This is a genomic window from Roseomonas populi, assembly GCF_024594815.1.
In the GTDB taxonomy this organism is placed as follows: Bacteria; Pseudomonadota; Alphaproteobacteria; order Acetobacterales; family Acetobacteraceae; genus Roseomonas; species Roseomonas populi.
In genome coordinates this window covers 48071-60065 of the sequence record NZ_JANJOU010000035.1, presented here as the reverse complement: position 1 = coordinate 60065, position 11995 = coordinate 48071, and the positions used below count along the sequence as shown (strand labels likewise).

The window sequence follows — 11995 nt, the reverse complement described above, 5'->3', positions numbered from 1 at the left end:
CGGTCAGCGCCAGGCCACCCGACCGGACGACATGAACCCCATCACCCACGCGGGGTGGAGCAGCCCGGTAGCTCGTCAGGCTCATAACCTGAAGGTCACAGGTTCAAATCCTGTCCCCGCATCCAAATCCGCACCACTCAACCCCTCGCCACCCCAGGCCGAGGGGTTTCTGCATTCAGAGATGGGCCCGAGAACGCCAGCACCGCTTGCGCGCGCCGCGGTGAAGCATAGAACGGCGTAGGACAGTTCACGGAGCAGCGCGCATGCCCAACCCGCCCACCGGCTTCCAGCATGGCATCACCCTTCGCCAGGCCCAGAAGATCGCGACCGCAGCCCTGGCCGAAGGCCGCCGGCTTGAACTCGCTCCGCTGACTGTCGTTGTCCTCGATGCCGCTGGCCAGCTTAAGGCGATGCTGAAGGAGGATGGCTGCAGCCTCATGCGGCCGGCCATTGCGCACGGCAAGGCATTCGGCGCGATGGGCCTGGGCTTTGGTGGGCGCGAGCTGGCACGCCGTGCCCAGGCAATGCAGGGCTTCATGAACGCCTTTTCCGACCTCGCCGGCGGCTCTGCCGTGCCAGTTCCCGGAGGCGTGCTCGTCCGCGCCGCCAACGGCAACATCCTCGGCGCGGTGGGCATCTCCGGCGATGCGTCGGACAAGGACGAGGCCGCGGCCGTGGCTGCTATCGAGGCGGCAGGCCTGACCGCCGACACGGGGGACTCGGCGTGAGCGCCCTGGAGGGGGTTCTCGCCCACCTCGACGCGACCGAGACCGAGATCCGCGCTCGTTACTTCGACTTTCTCCGCATCCCCAGCGTCTCCGCCCAGCCGCCTCACGCGTCGGACTGTCGGCGGGCCGGCGAGTGGCTTGTCGCGGAGTTGCGGTCTATCGGTTTCACGGCCGAGCTGCGCGAGACGAAAGGTCATCCAGCCGTTGTCGCCTTCCATCCCGGCCCCGGCGGTTCGGCACCGCCGCTGCTCTACTACGGCCACTACGACGTTCAGCCCGCCGAACCTTTCGAGCTCTGGACCTCGCCTCCCTTCGAGCCGACGGTAAAAGACGGCAAGAACGGCCCCGTGACCGTTGCCCGCGGTGCCGTGGACGATAAGGGGCAGGTGCTGACGTGGCTCGCCGCCATGCGCGCCTGGCACGAGGTGGCAGGCGGTCCGCCCACGGCCGTACGCGTGCTGGTGGAAGGTGAGGAGGAGATCGGCAGCCCCAGCCTGGACCCGTTCCTGGAGGAACACGCCGGGGAACTGCGCCAAGCGCGCGCCGTCGTCGTCTCCGATACCAACATGTGGGATCCCCGTACCCCGGCCATTTCGGCGCGGCTGCGCGGCATGGCCTACGCGCAGATCGATCTTTTCGCGGCCTCGCGGGACCTCCATTCCGGCCTCTACGGCGGCATGGCGCTGAACCCGCTCAATCTCCTCTGCCGCATCATCGCCGACCTTCACGACGCGAATGGTCGCATCCAGCTTCCCGGCTTCTACGACGCCGTGCCGGATGTCGGGGGCAACCTCGACGCTGCCTGGGATTCGCTCGGCTTCGACGAGGCCCGTTTCCTTGGCGACATCGGCCTTTCCGTACCCGCCGGCGAGAAGGGGGTGAAGCCTCTGGTCCGCCAATGGGCGCGGCCGACCTGTGATGTAAACGGCATTTGGGGAGGCTATACCGGCGAGGGCTCGAAGACTGTGATCGCGGCGGAAGCCCACGCCAAGGTTTCCTTCCGCCTCGTCGGCGATCAGGATCCGCACGCAGTTCTCGACGCGCTCGAAGCCTTCGTGAAGCAGCGGCTCCCGGCCGATGCCCGCGCAGAGATCCAGCGCTTCGCCTCCGCACCGCCCGTGGTGGTCCCGGAGGACAGTGCGGAGGTTGCGGCCGCCCGGCGCTCCCTCGCTGCCGAGTATGGGCGCGAGGCGGTGCTGATCGGTTCCGGCGGTTCCATCCCGGTCGTGGAGAGCTTTCGCCGCATCCTCGGCCTGGACAGCGTCCTGATGGGCTTCGGGTTGGACGACGACCAGGTGCACAGCCCCAATGAGAAGTTCGATTGGGCCTGCCTCATGCACGGGGCCCGCAGCCATGCCCGGTTGCTGGCGGAACTGGCGGGTTGAAACAAGAAAGGCCCCGCCCCCTTTACCGGGGGGGCGGGGCCTTCTGGCAGGGCGCCGCTCAGCGCTTGCCGTTCACTTCGGCCCGCAGCTCCATGATGCGGCCCTTGATGCTCTCACGCAGGCTTGGGGAGGTGTGGGGCTTCATCCCCGCCAGGGTCTGCTCCAGCTCGGACAGAAGGCGGCGCTTCTCGTCCATATTGCGCCGGATCGGCTTGTTGTCGCTGAACTGTCCATCGAAGGCGCGCATGCGGCTCCTCCTCTCCCTGCTATTCTCAAAGCCTTCCCGGGGCCGGGGCCGGCGCGCACGGCCCGAGGGCGGCGGCGGACGCGGCCGGCACGCCGGGACGGGCGGAGTCTATCCCGTCCCGGGCGCGGCCGGAATACCCGCTCCCGTTCAGTATTCGTACTCGTAGGTCAGCCCCGCCCCCTGGCTGTCCGTGCCCGCGCCGCTCTCCAGCTTCAGCCGCGGCGTCAGCTCGATCTCCACACCCACACGAGGCGAACCGCTGCTCGTTCCCGGGTCCACGTTCAGGTAGATGCCCTGGCCGAGATAGCCGCCTGCCTCAATCCCCGGTGTGCCGTCCGCGCCCGTACCCACGCCTAGGCGGTCAAGGCCCAGGGACCGGCTGACCCGCCCGAAGAAGCCCGTCACCGGGTCCTCCTGGCCGCCTGCCACGGCGCCCGACAGCACGCGAGCGAGCTGCGCGATCTGGAAGGGCGAGAGCTTGTCGGCGGATCGATTGAAGATCAGCCGCGCCAGCACCTCGTCCTGCGGCAGCTCGGGCGAGGAGGTGAACTCGATTTTCGGCGCCCGCGGCGTCCCCGTCACTGTCACGTTGATGGTGGTGGAGGACACGCGGGAGGTGGCCAGCAGGTCGATCTCCGGCGAGGCGATGTCGCCCTGGAAGGTTAGGATACCCCGCTGGAAGGTCAGGCGCCGGTCCAGCACCGTCAGCGTGCCGCGCCGCAGCCGGAGCGCGCCCTGGGATTCGATGTTGGAGATCGTGCCGCCGATCCGCACGTCGCCGCCCAGCTCCACGTCCAGACCCCGCCCGCGCAGATAGACCTGCCCCGGCGCACGGAGCGTCACGTCCAGTTCCAGCGGCGCGGCCCCCTGCGGCGGTGCGGACGCATTCGCCTGCCGCTCCGCGGTGCGGCGGGACGCCGCCGTGCCGCGGGGCGGGGCAGGGGCCCCGCGCCCGACCTCCCGCACTTCGCCGATGTCGGCCACGCCGCCCGGCAGCCCCTCCGGGATGCCGATCACGGAGGAACGCGTCGTCACCGTTCCCGCCAGCCGCATGCCGCGCGCCAGCAGGCCGGAAAGGCGCATGTCCGCGTCGAAGGCACCGCGGAACAGATCGCTGGAGATGGGCGCCAGGTTCTGCCCGGCCACCGTCATCTCGATCGGCTGGCCGTCGGCGAAGGGCCGGACCTCGCCGCGCGCGGTCAGCGTGCCCGTTCCGGCGCGGGCCGTGATGGCTTCCACCACGATCCGGTCCATGTCACCCCGCAGCGTGCCCTGGATGTCGCGCAGCGCCAGCCCGTACTCCAGGTTCCGGAACAAACCACCGGACAGGCGCGCGCTGCCCGAGATCTGCGGTGCCTGCACGGTGCCGCCCGCACGCGCGTCGATGTTCACCGTGCCGGCCACGCGGTTCGCGCCGCCCAACAGGAAGGGTCCGGCCAGCACGGCGACATCCGTCGTCCCCCGCAGCGTGGCGGAAAGCGGTCCCTGGAAGTCGCTTGGGACACGTGCGTCCAGGTTGAGCGAGAGGGCGCGGCCCAGGCGGAACTCCGCGCGCGTCTCCACCTGCTCCCCCCGCATCCGGGCGGTGGCCGTCAGCGTGCCCTCGGGCAGGGTCCGGGCCCACGGCGCCCCGGCGCGCAGCCCGGTGCCCCGCAGTTCCCCGTCGATCCCGGGCTTCGAGACGGGCCCGGACAGCCGCACCTCGCCGGAGAGCGTGCCGGAGAGCGGCGGGTCCGGCGCGAAGAGGTTGGCGACCGAGAGGGGCAGCGCCGAGAGCGTGGCGCGCAGGTCGGCATTATCCGGCCCCCATCGCCCGGCCACCCGCAGCGCCCCGCCAGGCCGCCCCTGCAAGGCGAGGCCGGGCGTCGAGAACCCTCCATCCGCTCCGATCACGATCGTCGCGGGGGCGGAGAGCCGGATTCCCAGCGCCTGCCGCTGCACGTCGAGTGCCGAGAGCTCGATGCGCTTGTCCGGCTGGTCCAGCGCAAGCCGGGCGCGGAGGGTCGCGCGGCCGTCCAGGGCGCGCACATCGCCCCGCACATCCAGCGCCGCGTCCGTCCCGCTCGCCTGGACGGTGCCGTTCACCACCTGCCCACTGGCGCGCAGGTTGTTGGCCCGCAACTCGGCCTCGATCCCCTGGCGCTGCGCCCCTTCGGGGCCCTGCGGCGCCAGCTTGGCCGAGAGCCGCACCCCGCCGCCGAGCGGCATGCCCGCGACGGGGGTGAGGGGAGCGAGGTCGGCCGCTTCCAGCAGCAGCTCGGCCGTGCCGAGCATCCGGGCCGTGTCGAAATCGCCGCGCCCTTCGAGCCGGGCGGGCCCAAGGGCTGCCCTCAGCGTTTCCACGCGCAGCCGCTGACCCTCCTGGGCGGCCCGCGCCTCGGCTGTCAGGTTCAGGCCTTGCAGCCGTGCCGAGAGGTTCAGCGCGCCAGCCGGCACGGTGGCGTTCGGCAGGTTCGCTTCCAGCCGCAGCCCCTCGAACCGCCTGCCATAGGCTTCCAGCGACGGAGATGTCGCGTTCAGCACCACGGCCGGCGTCGCTGCCGGCCCCGTCACCCGTGCCTGCGCCTCCAGCTGCCCGCGCACCGGGACGTTCGGCACGTCCTGCGCTGCCAGGGCTGCGTTCAGCGTCAGGTCCACCGTCTCGCCGAAGGCACCCTCGGCCCGCAGCGTCACCGCGCGCCCGTTCACTGCCAGCTCGTGCACCCGCTGCTGGTTAGCGCGCAGCGCAATAGTGGGTGCCGGCCCCAGCAGCCCCGGCGCGGGCTCCGGCAGGCGTGGATCGCGCAGCGTAGCGTCCAACCTCAGTTCCGGCGCGGCTGTCGTGCCCGTCACGCTGCCCCGTGCCTCGATCGCGCTCCAGCCCACCGTTGCCGGCACCAGCCCCGCTAGGGTGTTGGCGTCGTTCACCCGCGTCTCGAAGGAGACATCCAGGTTCGAGCCGACGACGCCCTGTGCCTCGACCGTGGCCGCCGCCGTCTCGACCCGCGCACGCTCGATCCGCGTTGCGCCGCCCTCGGCCGGCTGGGTCCGCAGGTCGAAGCGCAGCGCCGCCACGGGCGCCGGCAGGAAGCCGCCCAGCGCCGCATCGCCGGCCGCCTCAAGCCCCACGCCGCCGCTCGCGGGCAGGCTGAGGGTGCCGCGCCCCTGCACCCGCGCCGTCTCGCCCATGTCAGCGGAAAGGGTGAACCCTGCTCCCGTCGCGGGGCCGTCCAGTGCCACCTGCACCCGCGTCGCCTGCTCAGGCTTGCCGAGGAGCCCGGCCACCAGCCCGCCGCGTGGCTCGTCATAGCGCAGGTCGATCTTCACCCGGTCTCCGGGCGCCAGGGCCAGGTCCAGGTCCAGCGCGCCTGGCGCGTCCAGCCGCCGCCCCTTGGCGCCGAGAAAGACGCCGTCCGCCCCCAGCCGTCCGCCCGCCTCCAGCGATAGGGTGGCGGGGATGCCGGCCACCGCCGCGCCCAGTTCAACCTGCGGCAGCGCCAGCCGCTCCAGCGCCACCTGCACCGGCAACTGCGGGATCTGCGGCAGCAGCGGTCCGGGTTCGGAGGCCGGGGCAGGGGCGGCGTTCGGGTCCGGCACGGGCAGGCGGCTGAAGGTCACCTTCCCCGCGGAGAGGTTCGCCACGCGGAACTCGCGCGAGGTCAGCCGCAGCAGGTCCAGGTCCAGCGCGATGTCCTCGATGACAAGGTACGGCCCTTGGCTGTCGGAGAGCACCACGCGCCCGATGCGCGGCGCGGCGGGCAGGCCGCCATGCAGGTTCTCGATCTGCAGCCCCGGCACGAACCCCATGGCGAGCCGCGCGATCGCGTCCTGCCCGGGCTTCACGTTCAGCGCCAGCCACCCGGCCAGCAGCAGGACGATCGGCAGCACCAGCAGCACGCCGAGGACGGCGAGCAGGATCTTCCCGGCGCGGCGCATCAGAAGGCCTGCCCGATGCCGACGTAGAGGCCGAAGCCGGAATTCCCGGGAACCTTGGTCAGCGGCAGGGCGATATCCGCCCGGATCGGCCCGATCGCGGTGGCGTAGCGGACGCCAGCCCCGACGCCCACGGCCAGGTCACCAAAGCCCGAGAGCGGATCCTGGCCCACGCTGCCCGCATCGGCGAAGACGGCGATGCCGTAGGGCCCGGTGATGCGCTGGCGCAGCTCCACGCTTCCTTCAAGCAGGGAAAGCCCGCCCCGCGGCGTACGGTCCGGCCGGCGCGGGCCGATGATCTGGTAGTCGTAGCCGCGCACTGAACCGCCGCCCCCCGCGTAGAAGCGCAGGTGCGGCGGGATGGTCCCCGCCTCCGCCCCGGCCACCGTGCCGAAGCCTGCCCTGAGCGCAAGGATGCTGCCCTTGTCCCCGGTCAGGTCGAAATAGGCGCTGCCCGAACCCCGGATCCGCGTGAAGAGCTCGGTGGAGTCCCCGAAGGAGACAGTCGGCGAGACAAGGAGGTTCGCCCGGTACCCGCGCGAGGGGTCCAGCACATTGTCCGTACCGTCGAAGCGCGCGCCCAGGGGTAGGGAGAGAAGGGTGTAGTTCAGCGTCTGGTCCGTTTCCACCGTGCGCCCGATCTCGCCCGCGATGCCGGCGGAGAGGGTCAGGCGCGGATCGATCTTCCGCTCCAGGGAGAAGCCCGCCGTTACGGCGTCCCGGTCATAGGCCAGCAGGCGCTCCCGCAGGATCGTCACGTCCGTTACGGCCGTGGCGTTCAGCCCGGCGAACCAGGGCTGGCGCAGATTGGCGCCCAGCCGGTAGCCCCAGTCGCTCACGCCGCGCTGGGTGGGGCGGGAGAGCTCGGCCTCCACCCGCAGCCGCTCCGCCGCGCCGAAGAGGTTCCGGTGCTCCCAGTAGGCGCGCACCGTCGGGCCATAGCGGGTCTCGTAGGCGCCCGTGATGCCAACCGCCCGGAACGGCCGCTCGGCGACGAGGAACGTGACGGGCAGCCGCCCATCCGGATCCAGCCTCTCCCCCGTGCGCGCCCGCACCGTGCCGAAAACACCGAGCGCGAGCACGTCCCGCCGCACCCGGTCCAGCTCCCGCGGGTCGTAGGTCTCGCCGGCCAGCACGCCGGAGGCACGGCGCAGCAGCTCCGGGTCCACGTTCTCCGACCCCTCCACCACCGGCTGGGCGAAGCGGGCGCGGGGCCCGGGCTGGACGAAGTAGACGACCTCCATCGTGTGGGCGTCGTGGTCCACCGTGATCTGCCGGCGCGGCACGCCGGCAAAGGGGTGCCCGGCCTCTCGCAGCCGGGTCAGCACCGTCTCCTGGGTGGAGTTCACCGCCTCCGCCCGTGCCGGGTCGCCCGGACCCAGCCCCGCCACCTCCCCGGCGCCGGTGATGTCGGCATCGGCCACGTCCGGCCTCAGCGTGGCGCTGGAGATGGTGTACTGCGTCCCCGCATCGGCGGTGACGACCACCGGCACCGGATCCGTCCCGCGCGCGGCCAGGCGGACGGCCAGCCCCTCGGCGTCCGGCGGCTCCCCGGCCAGGGTGATCTTCGCCGTGCCGCCGTAATATCCCTCGGACCGCAGAGCGAGGCGCATGTTGCCCTGGTCCTGCAGCGCCCGCGCAACCAACCCCTCCGCACTCGTCGGCACGCTCTCGCGCAGGCGGCGCAGGACGGAGACGCCCTCCATCGCGGTGTTCAGGCGCGCATCCCCGGTCGGGGTGAAGGTCACCTCGTAGCTGCGGACCGGGCCGTCCGAGTCATCCGGCTCCGGGGATGCGGCCGGGCGCGGATCCTCGCTCGCCCGCTCCGAGGTCGGCTGGGCGAGGGCCGTGCCGATCAGCAGAAGGGAGAGCAGCGCGAAACCGGGGTGGAGGGAACGCAATGGAAGGGCTAACTCCTCAAGCCATGGACCAGAACCTTACCGAAACCCTCACGCGCTGGCGCCGCCACCTTCACGCGAACCCGGGTGTCACGGGGGATGAAGGGCCCACGGCGGATTTTGTCGCCCAACGTCTGCGTGAACTCGGCATCACGGAGATCGAGACGGGGATCGGAGGCCACGGTCTGGTGGCCACCATCCGGCGCGGCGGCGGCAACCGCAGCGTCGGGCTGCGCGCCGACATGGACGCCCTGCCCATCCAGGAGGCCAGCACGGAGCTGCCCTATCGCAGCACGAAGCCCGGCGTGATGCATGCCTGCGGTCATGACGGGCACACCACCGCCCTTCTCGGCGCCGCTGCGCTGCTGATGGGAGATGAGAGCTGGTCCGGCACCGTCCGCCTCGTCTTCCAGCCCGCGGAGGAGGGCGGCGGCGGTGCCCGGGCCATGATCGAGGACGGGCTGTTCCGCCGCTTTCCCATGGACCGCATCTTCGGCTGGCACAACTGGCCCGGCCTGCCCGTGGGCACGGTGGCCGTGCATGACGGCCCGGTGATGGCCGCCGGCCGCCGCTTCCAGATCGAGATCGAGGGACATGCCGGCCACGCCGCCCTGCCGCACCTGACCCATGATCCCATCGTCGCCGCTGGCCACGCGGTCGTCGCCTGCCAGTCCATCGTCTCCCGCAACCTGGACCCGCTCGACTCGGCCGTGGTGTCGCTGACCACGATCGAGGGCGGCGAGGCCTGGAACCAGATCGCGGCGAAGGTGACCATCCGCGGCTCCATGAGGTTCCTGCGCCCGGAGACGGGGCGGATGATCGAGGACGGGCTGCACCGCATCGCCCGCGGCCTCTCCGAGACGTTCCAGGTGAAGGCGCGGGCCGAGGTGCTGGGCGGCGTGAACCCGACCACCAACCACCCGGCGGAGCGCGACCTGGCCGCGGAGGCGGCCTCGGCCGTGGCCCCGGTGCGCCGCGACCTGCCTGCCGCCATGACGGGTGAGGACTTCTCCGAGTTCCTGGGGGTGGTGCCGGGCGCCTTCGTCTGGATCGGCAACGGCCCGACCGACGGCGGGCGGGAACTTCACCACCCGAACTACGACTTCGACGACCGCGTGCTGCCCGTGGCCAGCGGCTTCCTGGCGGAGGCGGCGAAGCGCGCGCTGCTGGCCGGGTAGGGCGGGCGCCGGCCATGGCGCTGCCGGTCACCGTCTCCGGCCGCAACCTCGCGCCCGGCTTCCAGGACACGCACCTCTTCGCCCCGCGCCGGGTGGCGCTGATGGCGGATCCTTCCATTCCCGCCTCCGCGATCCTGGCGCGGAACCTGGCGGCGGGCGGCTTCCGGGGCGCGTTGCACGCGGTGGGCGCCCCCTGGCCGGGGATGGATCACGCCCCCGACCTCGGCGCCCTGGCCGAGGCGCCGCAACTCGCGGCGCTCTCCCTCTCGCCCGCTGCCCTCGGGCCGGCCATGGACGCGCTGGCCGCGCGCGGCTGCTTCGCCGCCGTGGTGCCCGGCCCCGCCCCGGACCTCGCCTCCCACTGCGCCCGTACCGGAGTGCGGGCCATGGGCGAGCACTCCTTCGGAATTTGCGTCCCCTCCCACGGGCTGAACGCCTCCCTCTCGCACATCGTGCCCCGGCCAGGGCGGCTGGCGTTGCTCTGCCAATCCTCGGCGCTCGCGCGTGCGGTAATCGACTGGGCTGAAGGAGAGGCGGTGGGCTTCTCCCTCATCGCGGGGATCGGGACAAACGCGGATTACGGCTTCGCCGGCGGGCTGGACTGGCTGGCGCGGGATGCCGCCACAGGCGCCGTGCTGCTCGACCTGCGCCGCATCAAGAACCGGCGCATGTTCATTTCCGCCGCCCGCGCCACGGCCCGCACCCGCCCGGTGGTGGCCCAGCGCCCCGGCCATGCCGGGCGCGGCGTGGCGGATGCCGTGATGGGCGCCGCCCTGCGCCGCGCGGGGGTTCTGCGCGTGCAAGGGCTGGAGGACCTGCTCTCCGCCGCCGAAACGCTGGCCCGCGTGAAGCCCTCGCTGCGCCCTGGCGCGGACGGCGCGCGGGGGGACCGGATCGCGATCGTCGCCAATGGGCTCGGCCCCGGGCAGATGGCGGCGGATGCGGCGCTGCGCGGCGGGGCGCGCCTTGCCACCATCCCCGCCGAGGCGCGGGCCATGCTGGACCTCGCCCTGCCTGGTGGATGGGCCGGCGAGAACCCGCTGGCTCTGCCGCCGGGGCAGGGGCACCGGCTGGCCGAGGCCGCGTCGCTCCTTTCCGCCCTCGCGGCCATCGATTCCGTTGTTGCCATCCACGCGCCCGCGCCGGAGGAGGACCCGCAGATTGCCGCCGCCGCCCTCGCCGCCGCGGCCGCCGCCACAGGCAAAGGCGGCCGCGCCGCGCCGGTGCTGGCCGCCTGGCTGGGTCAGGCCAGCGCCGGGGCGCAGCGTCGTGCCCTTGCCGAGCGCGGCGTCGCCGTCTTCGCGACCCCGGAGGCGGCGGTGCAGGGGGCGCTTCACCTCGCGCAGGATCGCCGCAACCGCACGGCCGCCGCGGAACTGCCCCCCGCCGAGGTGCTGGAGGTCATGCCGGATCGCGCCCGCGTCGCCGCCCTTTTCGCCGCCGCCCGCACGGAGGGGCGGCTGCGGCTGGACGAGGCCGAGTCGCTCGCCGTGCTCTCCGCCTACGGCCTACCCGCCGTCCCGCACCGGGCCGCGCCGACGGTCGAGGCCGCGGCGGCGGCAGCCGCCGGGATGGGATGGCCCGTGGTGCTGAAGGTGCTGAGCGACGACCTGCCCGCGAAGACGGAGGTCGGCGCGGTTGCCCTGGATCTTCGCGACGCGGACGCCCTGCGCGCCGCCGCCGCCACGATGGAGGCCCGGTTGGCCGAGGCGCGCCCCGGCCTGCGCCCACGCGGTTGGTTGGTGCAGCAGCAGGCGGGGCCGGGGCGGGAACTGCGCCTGCGGCTGGGCGACGATCCGATGTTCGGCCCTTGGATCGGCTTCGGCCGAGGCGGAACGGCAGCCCCCATCGAAGCGGACGAGTCCCACGATCTGCCGCCGCTGAATCGTGCCCTGGCCCTGGCCATGATCGGCCGCACCCGCGTTTCCCGCCTGCTGGACGGGTGGCGGGACCACCTTCCGGTTTCGCGCGAAGGCCTGGCGGAGGCGCTGGTGGGGCTTTCCCAGTTGGCGGTGGACTTCCCGGAACTGGAAGCGGTCGTCATAAACCCGCTCCGCGCCTGGCCGGACGGAATGGCGGTGCTGGACGCGAACATCACCCTCCGCCCGGCGGGGGAGGCGGGTTTCCTGGCCATCCCGCCATACCCGGCGGCGCTGGCTCGGCCTTTCACGACCAAGGACGGGCGCGAAGTGCTCGTTCGCCCCATCCGCCCGGAGGACGCGGAGGGGGTGGCCGCCTTCGTGCGCCGGGTACCGGCCGAGGATGTGCGCTACCGCTTCTTCAACCCCCTACGGGAACTGCCGCCGGCCCAGCTCGTCCGCCTTACCCAGATCGACTACGACCGGGAGATGGCCTTCGCCGCGATCGCCGGCGACCTCATTGCCGGCACGGCACGGCTGGTGCTGGACGGGCAGGGGGGCGGCGAGTTCGCGCTTCTCATCGATGCCGGCTGGAAGCGCGGCGGCCTCGCGCGGCACATGATGGGGCGGCTGTCGGAGTGGGCCGCGAACCGCGGACTGCGCCGCATCCACGGCCAGGTGCTGGCGGAGAACGCGGGGATGCTGCGCTTCGTGCGGGCCATCGGCTTCGCCACGCGGCGAACCGAGGACCCGGAGATCATGGAAGCCTCGCTGGAGCTCTGAGGGAG

At 72.6% G+C, this 11995-nt stretch carries 7 protein-coding genes and 1 tRNA gene; 5 read left to right on the top strand and 3 right to left on the bottom strand.

Annotated elements, in window-relative coordinates; translation table 11 throughout:
* Positions 1 to 48 precede the first annotated feature (48 nt).
* The 3 genes from NRP21_RS26040 (at position 49) to NRP21_RS26030 (ending at position 2113) form a co-directional block, all read left to right on the top strand.
* Positions 49 to 125: transfer RNA gene (locus NRP21_RS26040), tRNA-Met, on the top strand.
* A 138-nt stretch (positions 126 to 263) separates the two neighbouring features.
* Positions 264 to 728: a GlcG/HbpS family heme-binding protein gene (locus tag NRP21_RS26035; RefSeq protein WP_257719162.1), complete on the top strand. Its 465-nt coding sequence runs from the start codon at positions 264 to 266 to the stop codon at positions 726 to 728.
* Entirely contained in the window at positions 725 to 2113 is a 1389-nt protein-coding gene (locus tag NRP21_RS26030) for a M20/M25/M40 family metallo-hydrolase (protein ID WP_257719161.1), read from the top strand. Before NRP21_RS26035 ends, NRP21_RS26030 begins: the two co-directional genes overlap by 4 nt.
* Before the next feature lie 58 nt (positions 2114 to 2171).
* On the opposite strand, the gene NRP21_RS26025 is transcribed toward NRP21_RS26030, so the two are convergent.
* From NRP21_RS26025 to NRP21_RS26015, 3 genes are all read right to left on the bottom strand, one after another.
* Positions 2172 to 2360, bottom strand: a complete 189-nt coding sequence (locus NRP21_RS26025; protein ID WP_257719160.1) for a hypothetical protein — start codon at positions 2358 to 2360, stop codon at positions 2172 to 2174.
* A gap of 147 nt (positions 2361 to 2507) precedes the next feature.
* A complete protein-coding gene (locus NRP21_RS26020) occupies positions 2508 to 6275 on the bottom strand; it encodes a translocation/assembly module TamB domain-containing protein (protein WP_257719159.1) in 3768 nt (1255 codons plus the stop codon).
* Entirely contained in the window at positions 6275 to 8173 is a 1899-nt protein-coding gene (locus NRP21_RS26015; RefSeq protein ID WP_257719158.1) for an autotransporter assembly complex protein TamA, read from the bottom strand. Before NRP21_RS26015 ends, NRP21_RS26020 begins: the two co-directional genes overlap by 1 nt.
* Before the next feature lie 23 nt (positions 8174 to 8196).
* On the opposite strand from NRP21_RS26015, the gene NRP21_RS26010 reads away from it, so the two are divergent.
* Positions 8197 to 9348: an amidohydrolase gene (locus NRP21_RS26010; RefSeq protein WP_257719157.1), complete on the top strand. Its 1152-nt coding sequence runs from the start codon at positions 8197 to 8199 to the stop codon at positions 9346 to 9348.
* Positions 9349 to 9362: 14 nt separating this feature from the next.
* Positions 9363 to 11990, top strand: coding sequence for a bifunctional acetate--CoA ligase family protein/GNAT family N-acetyltransferase (locus tag NRP21_RS26005; protein ID WP_257719156.1), 2628 nt, complete (start codon positions 9363 to 9365; stop codon positions 11988 to 11990).
* Positions 11991 to 11995: the final 5 nt, after the last annotated feature.